This is a genomic window from Nocardia sp. CA-145437, from assembly GCF_050956485.1.
GTDB lineage: Bacteria > Actinomycetota > Actinomycetes > Mycobacteriales > Mycobacteriaceae > Nocardia.
Genome location: NZ_CP191204.1, coordinates 2,779,754 through 2,804,932, shown reverse-complemented (window position 1 = coordinate 2,804,932; position 25,179 = coordinate 2,779,754). Strand labels below are relative to the sequence as shown.

The following is a 25,179-nucleotide window of genomic DNA, read 5'->3' as shown; positions in this document are numbered from 1 at the left end:
GCATCGCGCGCATTAGGCTTGTCGTGCACGACACAAGGTGCAGGTCGAGGGAGAGAACGAGGTGTGGTCCATGTCCGATCCCGGGCACGCGTTCGGCATCGATATCGGTGGCAGCGGTGTGAAGGGCGCCGAGGTCGATCTCGCGACCGGTGAGCTGGTCTACGAGCGCATCAAGATCGCGACGCCGCACCCGGCCACCCCGAACGCGGTCGCCGAGTCGGTGGCCAAGCTGGTCGCGCAGGCCGGCTGGGAGGGCCCGGTCGGCATCACCATGCCCAGTGTGGTGTTGCACGGCCAGGTGCGCACGGCCGCCAATATCGACAAGACCTGGATCGGCATCGACGCCCGGCACCTGTTCTCGGTGGCGCTCGGCGGCCGCGACGTGACGGTGCTCAACGACGCGGACGCCGCGGGCATGGCCGAGGACCGCTACGGCGCGGCAAAGGATCTCAGCGGTCTGGTAATGCTGCTCACCTTCGGCACCGGTATCGGTTCGGCGGTCATGTATAACGGTGTGCTCATGCCCAACAGCGAGCTCGGGCACATCGAGGTGGACGGCCGCGAGGCCGAGCATCGGGCGGCCGCGTCGGTCAAGGATCGGGTCGGCATGAGCTACCCGGAGTGGGCCGTGGAGGTGTCCAAGGTGCTGGTCACCTTGGAGAACCTGTTCTGGCCGAACGTGTTCGTCGCCGGTGGCGGCATCAGCCGCGATCACCAGGAGTGGATTCCGTTGCTCACCAACAGAACCCCCGTGGTGCCGGCCGCTCTGCGCAACACCGCGGGCATCGTCGGAGCCGCCATGGCGGTGTCAGCCGGTATCGCACCGTAAGTAAGCTGGTTCGATCGTTACAATGGAACGCATGCCCGGCGGTGAGCCGGAAACCGACACCGGCACGAGAGCCGGCTTATCCCCCCGACAGAACCGCTCCGCCGGATGATCACTCTGGCGTGACGCCGCACGAGACCGTCACGAAAGGGCGTACGTGGTAGCCACGAATACCCAGGACACCGCCGATTCGGCAGCAGCCGCCGACTCAGCAGACACCACCGCAGCACCCGCGGTCAAGAAGGCCGCCGCCAAGAAGGCTCCGGCCAAGAAGGCCGCTGCGAAGAAGGTCGCGGCCAAGAAGACCGCGGCCAAGAAGGCCACGAAGGCGACCGCCAAGAAGACGGCCGCCAAGAAGGCGTCGCCGAAGAAGGCGGCCGAGCCCGGTGCCGAGGGTGGCGAGGGCGACGAGGCCATCGACGACGAGTCGTTGGAACTCGACGACCTGGGTGACATCGAGCTCGACGAGGACGAGCTCGAGGACGAGGAGATCGTCGACGAGTCCGTCGACGAGGAGGAGGGCGAGGCCGCCGCGCCTGCCGCCGCCGCCGAGGCCGACGACTCCGAGGAGGCCGACGAGCCGTCCGCGAAGGACAAGGCGTCCGGTGACTTCGTCTGGGACGAAGAGGAATCCGAGGCGCTGCGCCAGGCCCGTAAGGACGCCGAGCTCACCGCTTCCGCCGACTCGGTCCGCGCGTACCTGAAGCAGATCGGTAAGGTCGCGCTGCTCAACGCCGAGGAGGAGGTCGAGCTCGCCAAGCGCATCGAGGCCGGCCTCTACGCCACGGAGAAGCTGCGCGAGTTCGCCGACAAGGGCGAGAAGCTGCCCGTGCAGTCGCGCCGCGACCTGCAGTGGATCATGCGGGACGGCAACCGCGCCAAGAACCACCTGCTGGAGGCCAACCTCCGCCTCGTGGTCTCGCTGGCCAAGCGCTACACCGGCCGCGGCATGGCGTTCCTGGACCTCATCCAGGAAGGCAACCTGGGTCTGATCCGCGCGGTCGAGAAGTTCGACTACACCAAGGGCTACAAGTTCTCGACGTACGCCACCTGGTGGATCCGTCAGGCCATCACCCGCGCCATGGCCGACCAGGCCCGCACCATCCGCATCCCCGTGCACATGGTCGAGGTCATCAACAAGCTCGGCCGCATCCAGCGCGAACTCCTTCAGGATCTGGGCCGCGAGCCCACCCCGGAAGAGCTCGCCAAGGAAATGGACATCACGCCGGAGAAGGTGCTGGAAATCCAGCAGTACGCGCGTGAGCCCATCTCGCTGGACCAGACCATCGGCGACGAGGGCGACTCCCAACTCGGTGACTTCATCGAAGACTCCGAAGCTGTCGTCGCCGTCGACGCGGTGTCGTTCACCCTGCTACAGGACCAGCTCCAGTCGGTCCTCGAAACGCTCTCCGAGCGTGAAGCAGGCGTCGTCCGCCTCCGCTTCGGCCTGACCGACGGCCAGCCCCGCACCCTGGACGAAATCGGCCAGGTCTACGGCGTCACCCGCGAACGCATCCGCCAGATCGAGTCCAAGACCATGTCGAAGCTGCGCCACCCCAGCCGCTCGCAGGTTTTGCGCGACTACCTGGACTAGTCCAGTTCTGAGAAGGGCTGCTGAGCTGCTGCTCGGCGGCCCTTTCTCATATCCGACGCCGCGTGGGCCACACGCAAATAGTTTGCCTAGGCACGACTTGATCGCCGAGGCTGTCCCTGTCCAGCAGTGGGTTGGGTAGGGGGAATCATGAGCGATACGAGCGGTGGGACATCGAGCGGGGAGAGCGGTTCGTTCTGGTCTCGGCCACGCGTGCTGAATGCGTTGTCGTTGACGACTTTTGCTGTGCTGGTGATCGCGCAGTATCGGTGGTGGCATGATCACGGGCGGCCGTTCTCGTGGGTGTTGCTGCCCGCCACTCCGCTGCTGGCGTTCGTGCCCGCGGGGATCATCGTGAAATCGCTCCGTAAGCGGTGGACTGCGGGGTGGGCCGAGGAACACGGGTTCGTCTACCGTCGGGTGAGCGACTGGCCGGTGCCCGCATGGGATTTCCCGCCGTTCACCATCGGCCGGGCACGACGCTTCCGGGTCCGTGACACGATGCAGGGCACGGTCGGCACCTATCCGGCGCGCTTCTTCCATCTGACCTGGCTGCACAACAACCGGATCAATGTCAGCACCCACTATCGGAATGTCTTCACCATGAAGCTCCCCACGGCATTGCCGAGAATGACGGTCGGCGTGACGCTGGACGGCAGCATCGGCGATCGGGTGGAGTTCGAATCGGCCAACTTCAATGATCAGTTCTCGGTGCATTCCTCGAACCCTGCGTTCGCACACGCGGTCCTGACGCCCCGCACGATCGGCAAGCTGGTGGACCTCGCCGGACAGCATGGCGGCGCGGTGACCCTGACCAAGTTCGAGATCGTCGGAGATCTTCTCGTCGGCATCACCACCCTCGGCAATCGGCCGCACGAGATCGGTGGCGTATTCGACGCGATGCGCATAATCGCCGACGGCATCCCACGATTCGTGTGGAACGACTACGGAACACCCGCGACAAGGACCATCGCATGAGCCCCGCTGTCATCGTCATTGCTGCCGCCATCGCGCTGGTCGCGATTCTGTGGTACTTCGCCGTGCACAACGATTTCGTTCGGCTGCGAAATCTGATCGCCGAATCATGGCAGCAGGTCGATGTCGAATTGCAGCGGCGCCACGACCTGGTGCCGAATCTGGTGGCCACGGTCGAGCGTGCCGCCGCATTCGAGCGCGGAACCCTGGAGGCCGTGACAACTGCGCGGAATCACGCGCGCGCACTCGCCACCGGCCCGGGCCGAACCAGCGCTGATCTCGACGGGATCGCAACAGCCGAGAACACTCTGACCACAGCGCTGTCGCAACTGTCGGCTCTCGCCGAGCAGTATCCCGACCTGGGAGCCATCCACAACTATGGGGCATTGCAGCGCGAACTGAGCGATGTCGAGGATCGAATCGCCGCCGCCAGGCGGCTCTACAACGCGAACGTCCGCGCCCTGAACACGAAAATCCAATCCATCCCCGCCGCCATAGTGGCTTCGCTCCACCATGTGTCGCCCGAACAGTACTTCGAGATCAGCACGCCCGACGCGCGCGCGGCGGTCGAAGTGGGCCAACTCTTCAGGGCACAGCCGGACCGATAATGGTGCCATTCCGTTGTCCTAGCTGATCGGATCGGCTTCGGGCTGCGCGAAGCGGGAGACGGCGTGGGCGAGTGCCTCGCCCATGGCGGGGCTCCCCGTGTGGCCGGAGTCGTCGATGATCCGTAGGCGGGCGTCCGGCCAGGCCTTCGCGAGTTCCCACGCCGTTTCGACCGGGGCGCTGAGATCGAGGCGGCCGTGGATCAGTTCGCCGGGGATCCCGGCCAGCCGCCAGGCCTCGCGTAGCAGCACACCTTCGTCGAGCCACGCCGCGTGGGCGAAGTAGTGCGTGCAGATCCGGACGAAGGCGAGCATGGCGTCGTCCGGCTTGGCGCTGTACTGCCCTGGGCTGCCCAGGGATTCGTGTGCGATCACCGCGTCCTCCCAGCGACACCACTCGATCGCGGCGCTGCGACGTATCGCTGGGTCCAGGTCTTCCAGCAGCCGGCGGTAGCCCTCGACCAGGTCACCGTCGCCGGGCACGGCGGCCCGGAATCGCTCCCACTCGGCGGGCAGCAGCCGCGCGAGATCGCGGTACAGCCAGTCGATCTCGCGGCGTCGGGTGCTGGTGACGCCGATCAGCACGATCCCGGTGACCCGTTCCGGGTATCGCTCGGCGTAGGCGAGGACGAGCGTCGAACCCCAGGAGCCGCCGTAGAGGAGCCAGCGGTCGATGCCGAGGTGGGTACGCAGCCGCTCCATGTCGGCGATCAGGTGTTCGGTGGTGTTCACCGCCATATCGGTGGCCGGGTCGGCGGCGCTCGGAATGCTCCGTCCGCAACCGCGCTGATCGAACTGCACAATCCGAAAAATGTTCGGATCGAACGACTTCCGAGGACCGGGGCTGCTCCCACTGCCAGGCCCGCCGTGCACCACCAGCGCCGGCCGACCCACCGGGTTACCGCTGGCACACCAGTACACCTGGTTTCCGTCGCCGACCTCGAGCATTCCGTCGGCGTACGGGTCGATCGGGGGAAAGAACATCGGCACGAATGCTATCGCGAACCAAGACTCACCACGCCGACCCTGTCATAGACCAGGTGATTCTTGTCGTCCGGGTAGCGTGGGCGCGTGGGAAGCACCAGGGCTATGAGGAATCTGGCGACTGCGGCTGCCGCGGCGATGGTTCTGTTGGCGGGGCAAGGCGGCGTGGCCGAGGCGGACGCCGGGAGTGCGGAGCGGCTGGTGGGGTTGCTTGCGGAGCGGCTCGCTACCGCGGATACCGTCGCGGCGATCAAATGGGAGGCCGCGGTTCGGGATGGGGCTGAGCCGGTGATCGACGATCCCGGGCGGGAGGCGGCGATTTATGACGCGATGGCTCAGGCGGGGGCGGAGCGGGGGTTGCCCGGCGAGCTGGTGCGGGAGGTTTTTCAGGGACAGATCGAGGCCAACAAACTCGTGCAGCGGGGGTTGGTGACGGAGTGGCGGTATGGGCTGGCGGCGGCTGGGGTGCCGGGTATGGATCTCATGGGTGTGCGGCCGGTGATCGATGGGCTGAATACCGCAATAATCACCGAATTAGCCTCTGACCGAATGGAATTGGCTGCGGTCGATTGTCCGGCGCGGGTCGCTGCGGGAGTGGTCGCCGTCGCCGGGAGCAAGCAGCTCGACGCGTTGCATGCTGCGGCGTTGGTGCGGGCGTCGACGCCTTTGTGCGACGGCTGATCGTTCGGCCGACCCACATTAGGATGCGCCCTGGACCGCCGGCCCACCAGCTTCGAGCAGACGATCTACGAGCTTCCGGCTGAGAGCGGGTCGCGCACCTGATCCGAGAACCACCGCTTCTCTCGGCTACTTCACAGCTTCGCCCGAGGTCGAGGCGGCGCGGGGCTCCATACGGTTCGAAATCGAACAGTGAGGACGACGAAAGAGGTCTGCGGTGGAACAGCATTCCGGCGGTGGTCACGAGCGGCATGAGCACGATCTCGGGCTGGCGCACGATATGCGGCTGATGAATCGGCGGCGCGCATTGCGGGCGGTCGGGGCCGCGGGTGTCGCGGCGGTGGCGGCCGGTTGCTCGCGAAGCGGCGGGTCGAACGCGTCGGCGACGAGCGGCGCTACCAGCTCGGCGGCGAACGGCTCCGGCACGACGGCCGCCACACCGCAGGAAACGGCGGGGCCCTACCCGGGCGACGGTTCCAACGGACCGAATGTGCTGATCGAGTCGGGGGTGGTGCGTTCAGACATCACTACCAGTTTCGGCGCGTATTCCGGTGTGGCCAAAGGCGTTCCACTGACGCTCACACTGAATCTCGAGGACCTCACCAAGAACGGGGCGGCCGGTGCGGGCATGGCCGTCTACGTCTGGCACTGCGACCGCGACGGCAACTACTCGCTGTACAGCAGCGGAATCACCGATCAGAACTATCTACGCGGTGTGCAAGTCGCCGACGCGAACGGCACCGTCACCTTCACCTCGATCTTCCCCGCCTGCTACTCGGGCCGCTGGCCGCACATCCACTTCGAGATCTACGACTCGCTGGCCAACGCAGTCGCGGGCGAAAATGCCCGTCTCACTTCGCAGATCGCACTGCCACAGGACGTGTGTACCTCGGTCTACGCCTCCGACTCCGGCTACTCGCGCAGCATCTCCACGATGAGCGGTGTATCGCTGTCGTCCGACAATGTCTTCGGCGACGGCTGGGATGCCGAACTCGCTACGGTGACAGGCACTCCCTCTTCGGGGCTGACGGTCGGCGTTGCCGCGAAGTCACAGAATGCCCAGTCCGGCAATGGTTCCGGGCAGCCGCCAGGCAGTGGTTCCGGGCAGCCGCCAGGCAATGGTTCAGACCAGCGCGGCGGGCGGGGTCCCGGCGGTAATCCGCCCGAGACCGGTGTGGGCAGCCCGCCGCCGCACCCTTGAGCGCGGATACGTTCTCCAGCAGGATGCCGATCCGCTGACCGGACGTCAGTGGCGCAGTAGAGGACTCCCTTCGAGCGCGGCTGCCCAGAGCTTCTTCGCGGCATCTTCAGCGTCATCGTCCAGGAACTCGGGCAGCAGGATGTCGGCCGCGTCATCCGCGTTCGCGTCCTCGAGGTAGTCGCCGCCGGATACGCGCAGATGCCGGGCCTTCAGATCCCCGTTGAACGCGACTTCGCCCCTGTCCCAGGTTTCGAGCCATGCGCCCGCCGATGTCGCCCCGTGGACGACGAGCAGCCCCATGTCGGAGAGTTCCGTCATCAACAGGCCCCCGACGGTGAGCGAGCCGCCGATGAACAGATTGCTGTCCATGAGGCACATCAGGTGCTGTGCGGTGACCGAACCGGTGACATACAGAGGCGTGTAGACGTCTCCGTTCAGCATGCGCATCGGACCGTTGACCGTCAGGTCGCCGTCGATCACGTACACGGTGTCCGGTGCCAGATCGGGGTCGTTCCCGATCGACAAGGGCCCGTCGATGGTGAGGTCACCCTGGTGGACGAAGAAGCACTCCGGTTCTTCCCCGAAGACTTCCTCCAGATCCTCCACGCGGGTGTCGCTGGCTTCACCGATGTCGTAGCGCTCCGCCGCCTCCGACAGCGGTACCGATTCCCAACGTGTGCACCATTGTTCGAAGGACACCTGACACCTCGCGTTCTATTCGATCCTGATTGCTTTGTAGCACAGCACAACTCTCCAATCGAGTCTTGCGCACCCTAACGCTCGACCACCCCCCTCACGATCCCCAGAAGATTCTCCAGGTTCCGCCTTCCTCCTGGTCGATGCCTTCGAAGAAGACGTGATGCACGTCGATGCCGCCGAACCACTGCGACTGGGGGCGAGTACGCCGCTCCGTTTCGGTGATAGCGGCGATCAGGTCACGGACGGTGAACCATGTGCCGTTCGGCGCCGAGTGGGCGACGGGTTCACCCTCACCCTGCAGATTCAGCATGGTCGATTCCAGAACCACCCGCTCGAGCTCATCAGCGGTCAGGTCGCGAAAGCTGTTGTCCTGAAAGACCTGCGGTGCGAACGAGAGCTCTTTGATCTCCGCAGTCGCTTTCGCCCGCTGATTCGAGAGGTTCGCCGCGATGTCTATCGTCGGCTCGGACAGCTCGATCGACAGCGTTCCGGACAACCCGTTGAAGAACTCCAGTGACATGTCGGCATGGTCGCATGGCGCACCGACATATCAGCTCGGGTCAGTGCCTCATCGCCGCAAGGGTTCTGGAGTCGGCGGGGTCGGCGGTGGCCAACGCGTCGGCGACCGGGATGCCCTCGCGTTCGGCCAGCCCCAGCCGCTCGCGAACCTCGCGCGGAGTACGCGGGCGATAGCCGGGACCGGTGCCGCAGCAACCGCCGTAGAAGGTCAGGCCGGAGTCGAGGACAGCGGTGAGGGCTCGCCACCCGGCCGTGTCGGCTCTTCTGGGCACCTCGAGGTGCGGCCCCGCGTCGATGAGCTCCCCCGCACATCGCACACACCGGCCTGAGCCGACTCCGATCGAGCCCTTGTAGGAGACCCGGCAGTGCAGGCAGACGCGATGTGTCCGGCTCGGGTAGATGCACATGCCGGCACCGTACGCAGCCGAACCCGTCTCGGTCGAGCCATTTGCCAGGAAGCGAATGACTCAGTCCTTCTGCGGATCTTCCTCGTCGTCGCCCTGGGGAAAGAGGTGGTCGAAGCCGATGGCGAAGGAGTTGTCGGTGGGGTCGACCATGAGGTTGAAGGTGTGGCCGCGGGTCAGGCCGGAGTGGTTGTCGAGGGTGCATTCCGCGGTGAAGGAGTCGAGGGTGGGGCCGGTGATGCGGATTGTCAGGTCGGCTGTGTCCGGGTTTTCGCCGCCGGGGTGAATCTCGTTGACGGAGAGGACTTCTCCGGTGCCGGGAACTCCGACTGTTTGGAATCGTCGCTCTGCTCGGCGCCATTCGTATGTGCTGGCGACCAGAGCCAGGCCGATCGGGAAGGTGAAGACGCCGGCGCACAGGCCGTCGGCCCACCCGTCGCCGGTCAGGCCGAGGATGGGGCCGAGCAGCGTCAGGGCGGCGCCTGTGGTGTAGGTGAATACACCGGCGTATGGGCCGATGAGTTCGACCTGTCTCGGTCCTTCGTTCTTGCCGCGAGCCATTTCAGTTGCAGCGTAGCCGGTGAGGCAGCGGGACGGAGGCGTGTCCGATCGGGGCGGGGAAGGCTTGTTCGAGCTGCTGATCGAAGGGAGGCCGCAGGCATACCAGCGATGGGCTGAGGACTATTACGGAACCACCGTCAGCCTTTCGGAGGTGGAGCACGTGTACGCGCTGCGACCGTTGACGCCGGCTGTGGTGGCGCGGCTCAATCCCGAGGTCGAATTTGCCGATCTCGACGGCGATATCGGCGACATCGGATACCCGCGTTGAGGAGGTGACGCTCGCTGTCGGGGTACGCGGTTAGGGTGCCGGGCATGGGATATGAGTTTCAGGTCGTCGTGGACTGCTCCGACCCGCATACGCAGGCCGACTGGTGGGCGGAGGCGCTCGGGTGGGAGGTCGAGCCGCAGGATGAGGGGTTCATTCGGAGCATGGTCGAGCAGGGGCATGCGACCGAGGAGGAGACGACCACTCATCGGGGGAAACTCGTGTGGAAGATCGGTGGGGCGATTCGGCATCCTGACCGGCCGCGGGTGTTGTTTCAGCTTGTGCCCGAGGCGAAGACCGCGAAGAACCGGCTGCACCTGGATATTCGGGTCGGGGACGAGAAGCGGGCGGCGGAGGTCGAGCGGCTGATCGGGATGGGCGCGAAGGTGCTGCATGACGGGAGGCAGGGGCCGTTCACGTGGGTGACGATGGCCGATCCCGAAGGTAACGAATTCTGCGTGGCCTGAGCTGCGGCTGGTTACCATCTAGAGCGATTCTTCCCGTGGCAGTTGATGTTTCAGGAGGTTGCGCGATGTTTGTTACCAGGTGTGCGGTGGTCGCGGTCGTGGGGGCCGCGATGACGCTGCTGGGATCGGGCCCGGCGAGTGCCGCCCAAGAGGACGAGTTCATCACGCTGAATTCCGTGGTGACGTCGACGCCCGATGGCTTGAACGCCACCGGAACCTATCTGTGCGACGGCGGAATCGGATATCTCGATGTTTCCGCGCAGATGGGCACCAGCGGCAGCGGCACGATCCAGCTGACCAGCTCGCCGCCGGGAGTGACCCTGCAATGCTCGGGCCGGGTCGAGACCTGGTCCGTGACGCTGAAGCCGACCAATGGCCTGCCCGTGCTCGTGCCGTACACCGAAGGCACCGGCAAAGCCCAGCTGAACCGCAAGTACTGGAAGACCGACTCCGGTCAGGTGGCCCTCCACCTCTGACGGCCCGTAGTTCTGCGCCGCGAGCTTGCGGTGATCAGCTGCGGGCTGTGCACAGAAACAGACCGTGGGGGTTCGGCGGGACGGTGCAGCTCCGGCGCGCATACTCGTAGCGCCGCAAGGAGTTTCGATGGATCCCGCGGCGCGCGTGTGCATTGTCGGAGCAGGTCAGACGGGCGTCCTGGTGGCGGCTGGGCTGCGGCGGCTCGGGTATGAGAACGTCGATGTTCTCAAGGCGGGGGCGGAGCTTCCGCACCAGCGACGCCCACACCTTGTTCTGCGAGCTGAATTGCCCACCGGTGTGGACTCGGCGCTATCTGATCCGCGCGGATCACGAACCTCTCACATTCCCCCGTCACCCCGATTCGGCTGAGCCCCTGGGCTTCTGGCTGATCAACCCTTACGGCAGCTTCACCGACACCGACCCCGAACAATCACTGCACCGGATCACCGCCGTCAACAAGCAGCATCCCGGCCCCTACTGGGTCTGCTTCAGCAATTCCGACCTCTCCATCTCCGACGCCGAGGCGTGGTCTCTGGCCAAGGACAGCCTCTTCCTGTTCCCCGAACCAGAACTCGTCGCCGAGCGGATCGCCGAATGGCCTGCGTACCCGAGCTCCCGGGCGATCCGGGACGGCTGGCTCGAGGACGTGGATGCGATCCAGGGCCGGGACAGCATCTACTTTCTCGGTGAGATCCTTTCCAGCCCAACCCTGGAATGCATCAGTGACTACGTCCGGACAGTCATCCCAAACTGGTTGACCGAAAGCGCCCCAGCCGGCCGCTTAGGTCAGTGTTCGCGGTCGGACCACGCTTCGGGCGACAGTTCCCGCAGGTAACGTTCGAGCGCTTCGTGGGAGAAGCGGTACACGGCCCCGGATTGGCGGAACATGTGACGGCGGTGGGCTTCCTCGAGGAAGGGCAGAAGATCGGTGGGGAGATCCCCGGTCATACGGAGCCAGCCTCGAGTCAGCAGTGCCCACCGACCCCAGGCGTTGTTGGCGACGCCCGCAGCAACCGCCACGACCGCACCGTAGGTTGCCGCACCGACGAGGCCGGTCAGGGTCGGTCCGATCACGAAGATCGTTGACGCCGTGTACGTCACACCGATCACTGACGTGTAGTAGACGAAGTGGCGGCGGCTGTTGCCGACCATCTCGATCGGAGTGGCAGGCTCGTTGGCGTCGATAGGGGCCTGCGGACCATAGACGAAGGCGAGCAGAACGCCGTAAACGACCGCCGCTGCGAGCCAGATCGAGAAGGGACCGGCACACCGGTCGAGGATTGCGCCGATCAGCGCCAGCACCACACAGGTCAATGCGCCACCGCTACTGGCGATCTGGATTTCGGTGATCAGAGGTTTGCGGCCGGGCTGCTTTGCCCAGTGCTGAACCAGGGAGGGCGGAATCGCCGCAACGATGCCGCCGATAACGAAAAGGAACCAGCCCCAGCGCCCGGATGCGTGCAGCCCCAAGACAACCAGGGGGTAGCCGACACAGACCGCGGTGATGCCGTACAGGGGAGCTTTGACAAGCTCATAGCGCAGGTTCCGCCTGCCCGCCCGGCTGAAAAGCTGCACCTGGATCGGCCGTTCGCCCTGGTAGATCCAGCCGTACGCAGCGCCAGCGAGTGCGCCCAGTACCAATCCTGCCGCTGTGCCGCCGATGGGCGGCGCCAAGCCGAGCAACGTTACCCGGCCAGCGATGGCCAGGCCCGCGGCCGCACCCATCAGTCCAGCGCACACACCGAAGATCATCAGCCGAAGAGCACGGGACGCCCCATTTCCCAGTCTCCACCACTGTATTTCGCCGTCCTCGACCTGACCCGCGATGAAGTGCAGCCAATGCTTGGCGTCGGCGGGAGCGTAATACCGCTTGGGCCGCTCGTTGCCCTCATAGCCGGGTGGGGTGTCGTTCCTGGACTTGGGATAGAGCGTGTCGACGAATCCGGCGCACAGGTGACGCTCGAGCTCCCGGGGGCTCTGCCAGGTAGTTCGAACCAATTCCAGCGGATTCTTGTGCGCCGCCGCTGACCCGTACATGACGTGTGCCAGCGACACCATCAACGGACTGTCGAGCACGGTGCGAAGAACCTCGGTATCGGGTTCCTCCTGTCCCATACGGTCGAGGACCTCACGCCACAGCTGTCGCCCCTCCTGGGAATGCGCCTTGGCGGGCAGGAAGTCCCGGACGTCGTCCAGGGTCAGCGGTTCGAGCTGAATCGCCCATGCCCTGCGCAGCGGACGACTCTGTTGAACGGTTTCGCTGTACTCGTCGACACGGCAGGCCACCACAAGCGGGATATCGACATCACTCAATGCCTCGAGCGCATCAGCACGACGCGGCACATGCTTGTATTCGTCCAGACCGTCCAGGATCGGCAGAATGCGGTTGCCGGCCAGGAGCCGACCGCCGTCCTCGATGCTGATGCCGGGATGGTCTCGGTTGATGACCCCGGCCATCCATTTGTAGATGCCGGTCTTTTGCGGATTCCAAGACGCGAGGTTGAAGATGACCGGCACCGGAGTCGCGGGATCCCGCGAAGCCTCCTCCCCCAGCATGGCCAGCGCCAGGAAGTTCACGAGCGTGGTCTTGCCGGAGCCGATCTTGCCGAGGACCGCCAGGCGTCCTGAGGGAATCTCCTCGTACAGCTGGGCGATGTCCTGGAATACGCCGCGCTGCAACGTCTGCTCGTCCTGACCGACGGGGACTTCAGCCCACGGAACGATCAGCCGATCCGGCGCGACCCGCCAACGCACCCCGAGGATCGGCGGATAGTCGACCCGCCAACGCCGCACCTCGTCCTTGAGCTCGCGCCGAACGACGTTGGCCAGCTGGCCGGCCAGACCGTCCAGGGTGCGGTTGACTTCGAGTAGGCGATCGCGCGGCTGCTTGCGCCGCGCGGTCGGCCACTGCTCCTCGATCACCGACAGTGCCTGCTGCACAGCATGATCGGACGGATCGAACGAGGTCCGCAGCCCCTCGGTCAGCTCGCGGTAACCCAGACCTTCATGTTTCAAACACACCTCGGCCAGGCGCCGCAGGTCCAGTACCGGCGGGTGGTCGGCATCGAAGGTCATCCGGCTCTTGATGCACTCCGGCATACCGCCAACCATGGCGTGACGCCCGCCGTAGCCCGCCAGGGCCGTGATCCGTGCCAGCGCCTGGGCGATTGCCTGCGCGGGCGGTGCTGGTTCAGTGCTCATCATCGGACCGGCCAGGACTCCTCGACCGCTGCGATAGCACGACCGACCGCCGGATCAGCGGCTTCGAGCAGTTCACTCATCGCCGTCATCAAGTCCCCACGCCCGGTCGCCTCATATCGGAGGCAAACGTCGACGATCTGTCTAAGGTCCAGCATCGGCGGGTTGTCCGGGCTCAGCACCACGTAGTTCTTGATTCTCGGAGGCATTCCGGCCACGAACGCGTGCCTGCCGCTGTACTTGCCGAGCGAGTTGATCTCCGACAATGCCCGTGTGATGACCGAGCGCTGGTCGCGTCCAGCCGGCGGCGAGCCTGGGGGCTGTGGCACATTGATTTCGTTCAGCAAGCGCGCCTGCACGATTCGATAGACTTCGGACTCGCGGTCGCGCGGTCGAATGATCGACGAGTGGTCACCGCTGAGCGCGCCGCGGTATGGGAAGACGAAGGTAGCCGACGTGTGCTTGACCACGTTGTCGGACAGCCCGGCATAGGCCTCGAACGGTATCGGCGTAGTCGTAGCAGTCAGTGCCGCGGCGTTCACGACACGATCGAGAAGCTTGTTCTGGGTGTCGGTGACCTGTTCGGCGATCGGCCTGAGTTCTGCTTCCTGGGCGTTGGATACGAATCGACCGGCGATCTTACGAAGCATCGACGCGTATTCCGACCCCGAGTTGGGTGTTGCGAACATCAGTACACGTTTTACGCGCCGCAACTCCTCACCCCGGCCCGCGTCGAGCTCCTGTACCAGATACCGCTGTACGACTAGCCCGCCTTGGCTGTGCGCGGCGAACACGACCGGAATATCCTGCGGCACTGTTTCTTTCAACCTGGTAGCCAGACCGCGCGCGATCGCGGCGATATTCGGGAAGCTGCGTTTGGAACGCCATTCGGCCTTGCCGGTCGGATATTCGAAGTTGGAAATCGAAAAGTTCCCACGGAGCTTGTCATCACCGTCGAGAAGCTCGATCAACCGATCCCAGGAATGACCGTCTGAGTCGATGCCGTGCACCAACACAAGGACAACTTTCTCCATCGCGTTGCTACTCCCCCATCACCTCAGAGCCAGATCAGCACAGCTGATGTCGCGAAGAGAATTCTAACTACTCCGGCTCCAAAATGAACTGGCTAGCATCCCCTTGAGTGAACCAACCGTCTGGTCCCGCGGACAAGGAATCCAACACCGAACCCTGAGTCTCTTATGACCCCTTGTACCCCTGGAGTATCCCAACCAAGGATGGCCGGGTGGACACATGACAGCCGGCTGGGCAACCGTGATCGATCCATCACAGGGAGGGCGTACAGGAAGCCTGGTTCGTCTTTGACTCGAAGGGCTTTCGCTTTCCACAGAAGCACGACCTCGGAGACGACATACGGGACGCCATCCGCTCAGAGGATCAGCTCGTCATAGGAGAGCGTGATCAAAGGATCGAGCCCGTAACCCCACCGGTCCCCGTCGTGCGGTTCGCGGAACACGTCGGGGCGGTTCTCCCGTCGCATTCCGCGGCTGGCGTTCGGCATCCGGCCAGTTCGGCGTCCTCCTGCTGATCGACCGAATCAGCTGGTCATTCGGCGAATGCGCGGTGTTCAGTGTGGCCGCCGAAGGCTTTTCGCATGGCGGACAGGGACTTGTTGGCGTACGAACCGCCGTCGCGGGAGGCGAAGCGGGAGTACAGAGCGGTGGTGAGGACGGGGGCGGGGACGGCCAGGGCGATGGCGGTTTGGGCGGTCCAGCGGCCTTCGCCGGAGTCGGGGACGTGGCCGGTGAATTCGGTGAGGTCGGGGTCGGTGTGGAGGGCGGTGGCGGTGAGGTCGAGGAGCCAGGAGGTGATGACGCTGCCTCGGCGCCAGAGTTCCAGGAGGGCGGGGACGTCGAAGGCGTAGGCGGGGGCGGTGGGCGAATCGGGTTCGGCTACACCGGTTCCGGCGGCGCGGAGGATGGACATGCCCTCGGCCAGGGCCGCCATGTGGCCGTACTCGATGCCGTTGTGGATCATCTTCGCGAAGTGGCCCGCGCCGGACGGGCCGCAGTGGAGGTAGCCCTGTTCGGCGGGGGTGGGGATGCCGTCACGGCCGGGGGTGCGTGGGGCGGCGTCGATGCCGGGGGCGAGAGTGCGGAAGATCGGGTCGAGGCGTTCGACTGCTTCGGCAGGGCCGCCGATCATGAGGCAGAAGCCGCGGTCGAGGCCTGAGGTGCCGCCGCTGGTGCCCACATCGAGGTAGTGGATGCCCTGCTCGAACAAGGCCTGGGAGCGGGCGACGGCGTCTCGGTAGAAGGAGTTGCCGCCGTCGATGACGACATCACCGGCGGCGAGCAGCGGCGTCAGGTCGTCGACGACCGTGCCGGTCAGCTCGGCGGGGACCAGGTCCAGACCGTGCACGGTTTCGGCAGCGCCGCAACCAGTTCCGGGAGGGAACCGGCGGCGGGGATGCCGTCGGCGGTCAGGGTGGCGACGGCGGCGGGGTTGGGGTCGTAGACCGTGTAGGTGTGGCCCGCGCGGACCAGTCGGCGGGCCAGGCCGGAGCCCATTCGGCCCGCGCCGACCATTCCGATATGCATGGGGGGATCCTTCGGAGCGGAGATCGGTGGTGGCTCAGCCGAGTTCGCGCAGGCGCGGGAGGAGGTCGGTGGCGAACTGGGTGAGGAAGCGTTCCTGGTCGTGGCCGGGGCCGTGGAAGACGAGGTGGTTCAGGCCCGCGTCGAGGTACGGCTTGATGCCCGCGATCGCCTCGTCCGGATCGGAGGCGACGATCCAGCGCTTGGCGACCTGCTCGATGGGGAGCTGGTCGGCGAGGGCTTCCATTTCGACGGCGGAGTCGACGCTGTGCTTCTGCTCGGGGGTCAGCGACAGCGGCGCCCAGAAACGCGTATTGGCCAGGGCCAGTTCGGGATCGCGGTCGTAGGAGAGTTTGATCTCGATCATCTTGTCGATGGTCGACGGGTCGCGGTGGGCGGCGGCCGCGCCTTCGGCGACGGCGGGCATGAGCTTGTCGTTGTAGAGCTCCATGCCCTTGCCGGAGGTGCAGATGAAGCCGTCGCCGGCGCGGCCCGCGTACTTGGCGACGACCGGGCCGCCCGCCGCGATGTACACGGGGACCGGCTGCTCGGGGCGGTCGTAGATATTGGCCTTCACGGTGGTGAAGTGCTCACCCTCGAACGACACATCGGATTCGGTCCAGAGTTTGCGCATCAGGCTGACGGCTTCGCGCAGGCGGGCGAAGCGTTCCTTGAATTCCGGCCATTCCCGGCCGGAGACCGCGATCTCGTTGAGCGCCTCCCCGGTGCCGACACCCAGCATGACGCGCCCGTTGGACAGCAGCGACATGGTGGCGAAGGCCTGGGCGATGACGGCGGGGTTGTAACGGAATGTCGGGGTGAGGACGCTGGTGCCGATCTGGACGCGGCTGGTGCGCTCGGTGACGGCCGACATCCACGACAAGGCGAAGGGCGCGTGCCCGCCATTGTGCCGCCAGGGCAGGAAGTGGTCGGAGACGACCACGCTGTCGAGGCCCAACTCCTCGGCGCGCACGGCGTATTCGACGAGGTCGCGGGGGCCGAACTGCTCGGCGGAGGCCTTGTAGCCGATCTTCAGGGTCATCGCGGTACCGCTTTCTCAGGGTGATCGGCCGCCTTGCGCAGGCGGCGGTAACGTTCGATGAGGGCATTGGTCGAACTGTCATGTGACAGTGCGGATCCGGACTCGATATCGTCGACAAGGCGTGTCGCGAGGATCTTTCCGAGTTCGACGCCCCACTGGTCGAACGAGTTGATGTTCCAGATCCATCCCTGCGTGAACACCTTGTGCTCGTACAGGGCGACGAGCGCGCCCAGCGAATATGGGGTCAGCTCATCCAGCAGGAGGGTGCTGCTCGGCCGGTTGCCGGGAAACACGCGGTACTCCCCCGCGTCGTCGCCGGCGCGCCCGAAGGCCAGCGCCTGCGACTGGGCGAACAGGTTCGCCATCAACAGGTCGTGGTGCCCGATCAGATCATGCGCGGGCGTGAGGACGCCAATGAAATCGCAAGGGACCGTGATGGTTCCCTGATGCAGCAGCTGGAAGAAGGCGTGCTGGCCATTGGTGCCGGGCTCGCCCCATACGATCGGCGCGGTGCCGACAGCGACCGGATTCCCGTCCCGATCGGCCGACTTGCCGTTGCTCTCCATCTCGAGCTGCTGCAGATACGCGGGCAGCCGGGCGAGCCGCTGATCGTAGGGCAGCACCGCGTGCGTCTGGGCGTCCCAGAAGTTGCGATACCAGATCCCGAGCAGCCCGAGCAGGATCGGCAGGTTGCGATGCGCCGGCGCGGTGCGGAAGTGGACGTCCATCGAATGCGCGCCCGCGAGGAACGACCGGAACTGTTCACCGCCGATCGCGATCATCACCGACAGTCCGATCGCCGAGCTCAGCGAGTAACGCCCGCCGACCCAATCCCAGAACTCGAACATATTGGCCGGATCGATGCCGAAGGACGATACCTCCGCGGCGTTCACCGACACCGCGACGAAATGCTTGGCCACAGCGGCAGGATCGTCCAGCGCGTCGACCAGCCAATCCCGGGCCGCCCGCGCATTGGCGAGAGTCTCGACGGTGGTGAATGTCTTCGACGACACCACGAAAAGCGTCGTCGCCGGGTCGAGATCGTGCAGCGCCCGGGTCAGATCATGCCCGTCCACATTGGCGACGAATCGCGATTCCAGTGTGCCCGTGCCGTATTCACGCAATGCCAGGCACGCCATCGCCGGTCCGAGATCCGAACCTCCGATCCCGATATTGACCACCGCCTCGATAGGCTCCCCCGTCGCCCCACGCCACTCCCCCGACCGAACGGCCTGCGCGAACCCCGCCATCCGCTCGAGGGTGCGCTGCACGGCGGGCACGACATCGACGCCGTCGACCTCCACCACCGCGTCCGCGGGCGCGCGCAACGCCGTGTGCAGCACCGCGCGCCGCTCGGTGACATTGATCGGCGCACCGGTGAACATCGCCTCGACGCCCGCGGCCAGGCCACGTTCGGCGGCGAGTTCGACCAGGAGGTCGATGGTTTCACCGGTGACCAGATTCTTCGAATAGTCCAGCACGATCCCGTCGTGCTCGACGGTCATCGCCGGACCCCGATCGGGCGTCCGCCCGAACAGCTCCGAGATCCGCTCTCCCGCAAACTCTTCGCGGTGCGCGGCCAGCCGCGCCCACGCCGGGGAGCCGGTCATCCCCGCACCGCGGCGCCACGATCGGCCAGCGCCGATTCGACGCCGGCGATCAGCTCGCGCCATGCCTGCTGGAACTTGGCGATGCCCTCCCGCTCCAGCTTGGCGGAGATGTCGTTCATGTCGATGCCGAGCACGTCGAGCTCCGCGAACACCCGGTGCGCGTCGTCGTAGCGGCCGGTGACCTGGTCGCCGACCACCTTGCCGTGATCGATGACCGCCGCGAGAGTCGGCTCGGGCACGGTGTTCACGGTCCCGGGCGCGACCAGATCCACCACGTAGCGGGTGTCGTCGTAGGCGGGATCCTTCACCCCCGTCGACGCCCACAACGGCCGCTGCGGCCGCGCACCCACCGCGGCCAGCGCCGCCCAGCGCTCCCCGCGCAGCGTCTGCTCGAACGCCTCGTAGGCGAGCACCGCGTTCGCGATGGCGGCGCGGCCACGCACCCCCCGCGCCGCGTCAGTGCCCAGCGCGTCGAGCCGGACATCGACCTCGGAGTCCACCCGCGAGATGAAGAACGAAGCGACAGAAGCGATCCGGGCGATGTCGTGCCCGTTCTCGCGCGCCAGCTCCAGCCCGGCCTGGAAGGCGTCGAGCACATCCCGATACCGCCCGAGCGAGAAGATGAGCGTCACGTTGACACTGATCCCGCGCCCCAGGATGGCGGTGATCGCGGGCAGTCCGGCGGGCGTGGCCGGAACCTTGATCATCAGATTGGGCCGGTCGACCAGCCACGACAGCAGCACCGCTTCGCTCACCGTGCGATCGGTGTCGTGCGCCCACGCCGGATCGACTTCGAGGGACACGTAGCCGTCGAGCCCGTCGGTCGCGGTGTGCACCGGCCGCAGCACGTCGCAGGCGGCCCGCACGTCCCAGCTGGTGAGGATGCGTGCGGCGTCCGCGGTGCCCATGCCGAGTTGCGCGAATTCACGCAGCTGCGTGCCGTACTGCTCGGACCCGCGCAGGGCGGCCTCGAAGATCGCCGGGTTGGTGGTCACGCCGGTGATGCCCCGCTCGACCCATTCGGCCAGTCCACCGGATTCGATCCGGCCGCGGCTCAGGTCGTCCAGCCAGAGGGAGACACCTTCTCGGGCGAGGAGCTGCAACGGATCACTCATAGGAATACCTCTGCCATACACAGTCTGCGATTGCTCGTTTTCGAGCAGATGTTGCACGAAATCATGCAGCCGGGGCCGATTGCTGTCAATGTTTCGCGCAGGATCGCGTACCATCCGAGACGGCGACGATGGCTCGACAACCCTTCAGGAGGTCCGTTGCTCTCCAGCACCCGCCGGCGTCAGATCCTCGACAGGCTGACCACCGACGGCTACGTCGAGGCGAAGGAATTCGCCCGCGAGCTCGGAGTGGACACCTCGACCATCCGCCGTGACCTGGAAGCGCTCGAACGCGACGGCCAGATCCAGCGCACCCACGGCGGCGCGCGGCCCATCCCGGGCGTCACCTCGGATCTGCCGTATTCGGCGAAGAGAAACACACGGCTGCAGGAGAAGTCGGCCATCGCGCGCGTGGCCGCGGGCCTGGTCGCCGACGGTGACACGGTGATCCTCGACAGCGGCTCGACCACCTACGAGGTCGCGGTCGCGTTGAGCCGCCGCGAGAATCTCACCGTCATCACCAATGATCTGCGCATCGCCGAGTACATCGCGGGCCTGCAACGCTTCCGGCTGCTGGTCGCGGGCGGCGAACTGCTCGGCTCGGTCTACACCCTCGCCGGCGACCGCACGGTCGAGTTCCTGCGCGATTACGCGGCGGACTGGGCATTCCTCGGCGCGGACGCGGTGGATACGAACGCCGGGATCACCAATACGAACACCCTCGAGGTTCCGGTCAAGCGGGCGATGATCGCGACCGCGCGCTCCACCGCCGTGGTCGTCGACAGTTCGAAGTTCGGCCACCGCGCCCTGGCCCGGGTCGCCGGACTCGACGAGATCCACACCCTCATCACCGATCACGGCCTCGACGAGGAGGCCGCGAAACCCTACGGCGACCATCTGATTCGGGCCGACGTCACCAAGCCGCCGCGACCCAAGCCCTGGCCGACCGTCGCGGCGGCGGCCTCCCTGGCCTCGCGCGGCAAGACCGCGCGCGAGTCAGGCGAGGCGGCGGAGTAGTTCGGTGCGGTAGCCGGCGGTCACTTCGGCAGCGGGCTGTAGAAGACCAGACCGTTGCCCTTGTTGTCGTAGACGACCGCGCGGCGCTCGTGCGCGTCGTTGTAGGGCGCGGTCACGATGCCGCCGCCGCCGGCCTCGATCGCCTTGGCCGCGGCGTCCACGTCCGCGGTCTTGATGCCCACGACCACCTGCCCGTGGATCGGGTGGTCGACGGCGGTGGCCAGCGCCAGGGTGATGGGCCCGCCGTCGATCGCCGCGAAATGCGCGCCGTCGCGGAACTTCAACGGCATGCCCAGGGTCTCGGTGTAGAAGCTGATCGACTCGTCCAGGTCATCGGTGGACAGGATGATCATCTTCACTTCGTGGTCGCTCACTACAGCCTCCTGATCGGTTCCGGCCGGGTGCGCACCCGGCACGGTCCCCCTCATAATGACCGTTGCGCGCCACCGGGATCGGACAACGACACGCGTGCGGGGCGGCCGGTTCAGGCGGTGGCGGCGCGCGCGGCGATGAGGGCCGCGAGTTCGGCGGGGCGTTCCTCGGGGATCCAGTGGGTGGCGTCGAGGATCTCATGGGTGAAGGGCGCGGCCATGTAATCGGGAGTGAGGGCGGCGGACTTGGCGGCGATGAACGGATCCCGGGTGCTGGAGACGTGCGTGGTGGGGGCGGTGATCTTCCGCGTCGTCTCGCGCGGGTCGACGATGAGCATGGCGCGATACCAGTTGAGCGCGTACGGCAGCGCCCCGGCGGCGATGACATCGCGAGCGAGCCGGTCGAATTGGTCCTCGTCCATGCCGGACACGGCCAGCGCGCGCACCCGGCGCTCCGGATTGCCGGGCGCGTCGAGAGCCCGGAAGAGTCCTGTGATCACGGCTTCGGGCAGCCACGGAAGCTGGAACAGCACCATATAGAAGGTGCGGAAGAACTGGGTGCTGCTCACCATCGACCGCATGAACGCCATCGGATGCGCGACCGACACCGAGGTCAGGGTGCGCACCAGATGCGGATGGGTGGCGGCCGTGGACCAGGCCACCGTGGAACCCCAGTCGTGCCCGACCAGATGGACCGGCCCGGCGCCGAGGGTCCTGATCAGCGCCGCGATATCGGAGACCAGGGCGCTGACCCGGTAGGAGGCCCGGCCGCGCGGCCGGGCCCCGGGCGAATAGCCGCGCTGCGTCGGCGCGATGGTGCGGTAGCCGCGCTCGTGCAGGTGCGGCGTCAGTCGCGCCCACTGGGCGGCGGTCTGCGGAAACCCGTGCAGCAGCACGACCGGGACGCCGTCGAGCGGACCCTCGTCGACGACATCGAAGGCGAGTCCGTCATTGGTGAATGTCGTCAGTCGCGTGGTCATGCGCCGCCCCTGGGCCGTGAACGAAGGGTTACCGGATCGGCACGCTACGCGACACGATCCGGCGTCGCGGCGAAAGCCGTTCGCCGACAATGCTGCCGAATGATAACTACGCCACAGAATCTGCCCAGTCGTCATGCGTATGACACATGATTCGAATCGGTCGCACCAGCCAAAGTCGCACGGGGACATGACATTCCGGCAACCAGCAGGTTGCTGTCCACCCGGAAACGTCCCAGCCGGAATTAATTTAGATGAAACATTCCCTTTCAATTTCCCAATTCGAATCATGCCCGGTAGTGTGCCCCCGTCGCGACTGCGATTGCGAAACCCCTGTTCTGGCAATGGAGTTCGAGTGCTGGAAATTCACCACTTCAGCTATGGATGGATCACCCCCGTCCTGGCCTACATCATGTCCGTCACCGGATCGCTGCTCGGTCTGCGGTGTACGGCGCGCGCTCGGACAGGGGATGGGCGCGGCGGCTGGCTCATCTCGGCGGCGATCGCGATCGGCGGCACCGGCATCTGGGTCATGCACTTCATCGCGATGCTCGGCTTCAGCATTCGCGGCGCCGTCATCCGCTACGACGTACCGCTCACCCTGCTCAGCGCCGTGATCTCGATCCTGGTGGTGTGGGCCGGGTTGTTCGTGGTGGCGCGCGAGCCGTTCGGCCGCTATTCGCTGTTCGCGGGCGGCGCGGTCACCGGCCTGGGCGTCGGCGCGATGCACTATTCGGGCATGTACGCCATGAAGTCGGACGCCATGATCGGCTACGACGTCTGGATCGTCACGCTGTCGATGGTGATCGCGGTGGTCGCGGCGACCGTCGCGCTGTGGTTCACCCTGGTCATCACGGGCATCTGGGCGACCATCGGCGCGGCCCTGATCATGGGCGTGGCGGTGTGCGGCATGCATTACACCGGCATGGCGTCGATGAACGCGCACCACATGGACCACGCCGAGACCCCGCACGGCGCGGGCGCGATGGAGCTGCTGGCGCCACTGATGATCAGCGTCAGCATGGTGACGCTGGTGCTGCTCATCCACGTCGGGCTCACCGAGGTGGACGAACGGTCGATGATGCCCGGTCCCGCACGGCCCATGCCGGAAACCCGGCCCGCCCCGGAACACCGTCCCGGCTGGTCGCTGCAGGCCGGCTCGGCGGCCGCCGCGCGCGGCTCGGGCCAGGACGAACCCGTACCGCACGACTACCGGACGGCGGGCCTGTATCCGCCCGCCGCCGACTATCAGGCGCCCGGCCGTCACGAGATGGCCGTCCCCGGCGACTGGCATTCGGACCGCTACCGCGCGGGCTGAACCGCCCGGCCGGGCAGGCTGAGAACCACCTGCCCGGCAGCCTGAGAATCACGGGTCGCGTTCGCTGAGAATCGGTCTGCGGTGTTCGACTTTCAGGCGCATCCACAGCAAACTGAGGGCCGTGGACCACCATCAGCTGGAGTTGATCTTCGCGGTCCTGTTCGCGACCATCCTCGCGCAGCCGCTCGGACGACGGCTGGGCCAGGCCCCGGCGGTCCTGATGACCGCCTTCGGCGTGGTGCTCGCGCTCATCCCGCAGGTCCCCAATATCCAGATCGAACCGAAACTGATTCTGCCGCTGGTCCTTCCGCCGCTGCTGTACGCGGCCGCGCGACGCACCTCGTGGCGGCAGTTCGCCGAGAACTGGGCGGCCATCAGCCTGCGCGCCGTGGTGCTGGTCATCGTCACCACCGTGGCCGTGGCCTGGGCCTTCCACCTCTGGTATCCGGCCGTCCCGATCGCGGCGGCGGTCGCGCTGGGCGCGCTGGTGGCGCCGCCGGATCCGGTGGCGGTGTCGGCGCTGGCCGGCAGGCTGGGGCTGCCGCGGCGACTGGTCGCGGTGCTCGAGGGCGAGGGGCTGTTCAATGACGTGACCGCGATCGTGCTGTACACGGTCGCGGTGCAGGCGGTGGTGTCGGGCACCTTCTCCGCCTGGGGCGCACTGCTCGACTTCGGGGTGTCGGCGCTGGTCGGGGCGGCGGTGGGGCTGCTGTTCGGCTGGGCCGGAAGCAAACTCATGCAACGGCTCGACGAGGCCCCGTGGCGGGTCGCGCTCGGGCTGCTGCTGCCGTTCGCGGCGTACGGGTTCTCCGAATCGCGTGGCGGGTCGGCGGTCCTGGCGGTGCTGGTGTGCTCGATGTACCTGACCGACGCCGCCACCGACTTCGGCGACAGCGACTACCGCCTGGTCGGCGACTCCTTCTGGGAGATCACCGAAATGCTGGTCACCGGGTTCGCGTTCGGGCTGATCGGACTGGAACTGAGCACGGTGCTGCGCGACTCCGGACCGGACTGGCCGCGTTTCCTCGGCGGGGCCGCCGTCGTCATCGCGGTGGTGGTGGGATTACGACTGATCTGGCTGCTGATCACCACCAAGCTCTTCCAATCCTGGTGGCGCGCCCGCGATCGCGACGAGCCCTACAACTGGCGCGAGACCCTGGTCACCTGGTGGGCCGGTATGCGCGGGGTGGCGACGGTCGCGCTCGCGCTGGCCATTCCGTTCACCACCGACACCGGGAAACCGTTCCCGGGCCGCACCGAGATCCTGTTCACGGCCTTCGCGGTCGTGCTGTTCACGCTGCTGCTGCAAGGCCCGACCCTGCCCGCGGTGGTGCGCGCCACCGGCGTGCGGGCCGACACCGGCGCGGAACGCGTCATCGAACGCGAGCTCTGGACCCGGGTGCTGCAGGCCGAACTCGCACGCCTGGAAGAGATCTCACAGACCGAGCACCTGCCCGAAGAGGTCTACGACCGGCTGCGGTCCGGCTTCGAACGCCGCCTCGCCCACGCCGACCCCGAGGCCGCCGACAGCAATGCCCGCATGGCCACCGACCGCGCGATCGCCTTCACCGCCAAGATGCGGGCCATCACCAGTGACGTACTGGAAGCGGGCCGCGCCGAAGCTCTGGCCGCCCGCCGCGAACCCGGCGTCCCGCCGGATGTGGTGGACCGGGTGATGCGCCGTCTGGACCTGCGCGGCGCGGCCAACTGAGCAGCCCCCGCCGCAG

The 25,179-nt window shown here is 66.4% G+C and carries 26 protein-coding genes and 1 pseudogene; 13 read left to right on the top strand and 14 right to left on the bottom strand.

What is annotated here, in order from left to right:
• Positions 1-70: 70 nt before the first annotated feature.
• The 4 genes from ppgK to ACQPYY_RS12820 all read left to right on the top strand — a co-directional run bounded on the left by ppgK (position 71) and on the right by ACQPYY_RS12820 (position 4,000).
• Positions 71-829, top strand: a complete 759-nt coding sequence (gene ppgK, locus ACQPYY_RS12835) for a polyphosphate--glucose phosphotransferase (protein ID WP_379097015.1) — start codon at positions 71-73, stop codon at positions 827-829.
• Positions 830-983: 154 nt separating this feature from the next.
• A complete protein-coding gene (locus tag ACQPYY_RS12830; RefSeq protein ID WP_433593894.1) occupies positions 984-2,420 on the top strand; it encodes an RNA polymerase sigma factor in 1,437 nt (478 codons plus the stop codon).
• Positions 2,421-2,648: 228 nt separating this feature from the next.
• A complete protein-coding gene (locus tag ACQPYY_RS12825; protein WP_433593893.1) occupies positions 2,649-3,395 on the top strand; it encodes a DUF3137 domain-containing protein in 747 nt (248 codons plus the stop codon).
• Positions 3,392-4,000: a LemA family protein gene (locus ACQPYY_RS12820; RefSeq protein WP_433593892.1), complete on the top strand. Its 609-nt coding sequence runs from the start codon at positions 3,392-3,394 to the stop codon at positions 3,998-4,000. Before ACQPYY_RS12825 ends, ACQPYY_RS12820 begins: the two co-directional genes overlap by 4 nt.
• Positions 4,001-4,018: 18 nt before the next feature.
• On the opposite strand, the gene pip is transcribed toward ACQPYY_RS12820, so the two are convergent.
• Entirely contained in the window at positions 4,019-4,981 is a 963-nt protein-coding gene (gene pip / locus ACQPYY_RS12815) for a prolyl aminopeptidase (RefSeq protein ID WP_433593891.1), read from the bottom strand.
• Between the two features lie 105 nt (positions 4,982-5,086).
• Between pip and ACQPYY_RS12810 the strand changes: the two genes are divergently transcribed.
• Entirely contained in the window at positions 5,087-5,662 is a 576-nt protein-coding gene (locus ACQPYY_RS12810; protein ID WP_433593890.1) for a chorismate mutase, read from the top strand.
• A 277-nt stretch (positions 5,663-5,939) separates the two neighbouring features.
• A complete protein-coding gene (locus ACQPYY_RS12805) occupies positions 5,940-6,860 on the top strand; it encodes an intradiol ring-cleavage dioxygenase (RefSeq protein ID WP_433594638.1) in 921 nt (306 codons plus the stop codon).
• A 45-nt stretch (positions 6,861-6,905) separates the two neighbouring features.
• Here ACQPYY_RS12805 and ACQPYY_RS12800 read toward each other — a convergent pair whose 3' ends face one another.
• The 4 genes from ACQPYY_RS12800 to ACQPYY_RS12785 form a co-directional block, all read right to left on the bottom strand.
• A complete protein-coding gene (locus ACQPYY_RS12800; protein ID WP_433593889.1) occupies positions 6,906-7,559 on the bottom strand; it encodes a hypothetical protein in 654 nt (217 codons plus the stop codon).
• A 94-nt stretch (positions 7,560-7,653) separates the two neighbouring features.
• Positions 7,654-8,079: a hypothetical protein gene (locus ACQPYY_RS12795; RefSeq protein WP_433593888.1), complete on the bottom strand. Its 426-nt coding sequence runs from the start codon at positions 8,077-8,079 to the stop codon at positions 7,654-7,656.
• A 40-nt stretch (positions 8,080-8,119) separates the two neighbouring features.
• Positions 8,120-8,485, bottom strand: a complete 366-nt coding sequence (locus ACQPYY_RS12790) for a hypothetical protein (RefSeq protein ID WP_433593887.1) — start codon at positions 8,483-8,485, stop codon at positions 8,120-8,122.
• A 60-nt stretch (positions 8,486-8,545) separates the two neighbouring features.
• Positions 8,546-9,043: a hypothetical protein gene (locus tag ACQPYY_RS12785; RefSeq protein WP_433593886.1), complete on the bottom strand. Its 498-nt coding sequence runs from the start codon at positions 9,041-9,043 to the stop codon at positions 8,546-8,548.
• Between the two features lie 64 nt (positions 9,044-9,107).
• Between ACQPYY_RS12785 and ACQPYY_RS12780 the strand changes: the two genes are divergently transcribed.
• From ACQPYY_RS12780 to ACQPYY_RS12765, 4 genes are all read left to right on the top strand, one after another.
• Positions 9,108-9,311: a hypothetical protein gene (locus ACQPYY_RS12780; RefSeq protein WP_433593885.1), complete on the top strand. Its 204-nt coding sequence runs from the start codon at positions 9,108-9,110 to the stop codon at positions 9,309-9,311.
• 44 nt (positions 9,312-9,355) lie between these two features.
• Entirely contained in the window at positions 9,356-9,775 is a 420-nt protein-coding gene (locus ACQPYY_RS12775) for a VOC family protein (RefSeq protein ID WP_379096981.1), read from the top strand.
• Positions 9,776-9,861: 86 nt separating this feature from the next.
• A complete protein-coding gene (locus ACQPYY_RS12770; protein ID WP_433593884.1) occupies positions 9,862-10,251 on the top strand; it encodes a hypothetical protein in 390 nt (129 codons plus the stop codon).
• Between the two features lie 221 nt (positions 10,252-10,472).
• Positions 10,473-11,087, top strand: coding sequence for a hypothetical protein (locus ACQPYY_RS12765; protein WP_433593883.1), 615 nt, complete (start codon positions 10,473-10,475; stop codon positions 11,085-11,087).
• Here the strand turns inward: ACQPYY_RS12765 and ACQPYY_RS12760 are convergent.
• From ACQPYY_RS12760 to tal, 7 genes and pseudogenes are all read right to left on the bottom strand, one after another.
• Positions 11,039-13,456 (bottom strand): hypothetical protein, encoded by a 2,418-nt coding sequence (locus ACQPYY_RS12760; protein WP_433593882.1) that lies wholly within the window; start codon positions 13,454-13,456, stop codon positions 11,039-11,041. The two genes, ACQPYY_RS12765 and ACQPYY_RS12760, sit on opposite strands and share 49 nt — an antisense overlap.
• A complete protein-coding gene (locus tag ACQPYY_RS12755) occupies positions 13,453-14,484 on the bottom strand; it encodes an effector-associated domain 2-containing protein (protein WP_433593881.1) in 1,032 nt (343 codons plus the stop codon). Before ACQPYY_RS12755 ends, ACQPYY_RS12760 begins: the two co-directional genes overlap by 4 nt.
• 353 nt (positions 14,485-14,837) lie before the next feature.
• Positions 14,838-14,969: a hypothetical protein gene (locus tag ACQPYY_RS12750; RefSeq protein WP_433593880.1), complete on the bottom strand. Its 132-nt coding sequence runs from the start codon at positions 14,967-14,969 to the stop codon at positions 14,838-14,840.
• 44 nt (positions 14,970-15,013) lie between these two features.
• Positions 15,014-16,008 (bottom strand): annotated as a pseudogene (gene gnd / locus ACQPYY_RS12745) (phosphogluconate dehydrogenase (NAD(+)-dependent, decarboxylating)).
• Between the two features lie 34 nt (positions 16,009-16,042).
• Positions 16,043-17,047 carry a glucose-6-phosphate dehydrogenase (coenzyme-F420) gene (gene fgd, locus ACQPYY_RS12740; protein ID WP_379096972.1) on the bottom strand — a complete coding sequence of 335 codons (1,005 nt, stop codon included), beginning with the start codon at positions 17,045-17,047 and terminating at the stop codon, positions 16,043-16,045.
• Positions 17,044-18,657: a glucose-6-phosphate isomerase gene (gene pgi, locus ACQPYY_RS12735; protein WP_433593879.1), complete on the bottom strand. Its 1,614-nt coding sequence runs from the start codon at positions 18,655-18,657 to the stop codon at positions 17,044-17,046. The genes fgd and pgi overlap by 4 nt, the downstream gene beginning before the upstream one ends.
• Complete coding sequence (gene tal, locus ACQPYY_RS12730) at positions 18,654-19,772, bottom strand: transaldolase (RefSeq protein ID WP_433593878.1); 1,119 nt, start codon at positions 19,770-19,772, stop codon at positions 18,654-18,656. Before tal ends, pgi begins: the two co-directional genes overlap by 4 nt.
• A gap of 156 nt (positions 19,773-19,928) precedes the next feature.
• On the opposite strand from tal, the gene ACQPYY_RS12725 reads away from it, so the two are divergent.
• On the top strand, positions 19,929-20,786 hold the full coding sequence (locus ACQPYY_RS12725; protein WP_379096963.1) for a DeoR/GlpR family DNA-binding transcription regulator: 858 nt from the start codon (positions 19,929-19,931) through the stop codon (positions 20,784-20,786).
• Positions 20,787-20,806: 20 nt separating this feature from the next.
• Here ACQPYY_RS12725 and ACQPYY_RS12720 read toward each other — a convergent pair whose 3' ends face one another.
• Both ACQPYY_RS12720 and ACQPYY_RS12715 read right to left on the bottom strand, forming a co-directional pair.
• Positions 20,807-21,160, bottom strand: coding sequence for a VOC family protein (locus ACQPYY_RS12720; RefSeq protein ID WP_357283067.1), 354 nt, complete (start codon positions 21,158-21,160; stop codon positions 20,807-20,809).
• A 110-nt stretch (positions 21,161-21,270) separates the two neighbouring features.
• Positions 21,271-22,137, bottom strand: a complete 867-nt coding sequence (locus ACQPYY_RS12715; protein ID WP_433593877.1) for an alpha/beta fold hydrolase — start codon at positions 22,135-22,137, stop codon at positions 21,271-21,273.
• Positions 22,138-22,489: 352 nt separating this feature from the next.
• On the opposite strand from ACQPYY_RS12715, the gene ACQPYY_RS12710 reads away from it, so the two are divergent.
• The gene (locus ACQPYY_RS12710) at positions 22,490-23,452 is read left to right on the top strand and encodes an MHYT domain-containing protein (protein ID WP_433593876.1); all 963 of its coding nucleotides are present in this window, start codon (positions 22,490-22,492) and stop codon (positions 23,450-23,452) included.
• 121 nt (positions 23,453-23,573) lie between these two features.
• Positions 23,574-25,163, top strand: a complete 1,590-nt coding sequence (locus tag ACQPYY_RS12705) for a Na+/H+ antiporter (protein WP_433593875.1) — start codon at positions 23,574-23,576, stop codon at positions 25,161-25,163.
• Positions 25,164-25,179: the final 16 nt, after the last annotated feature.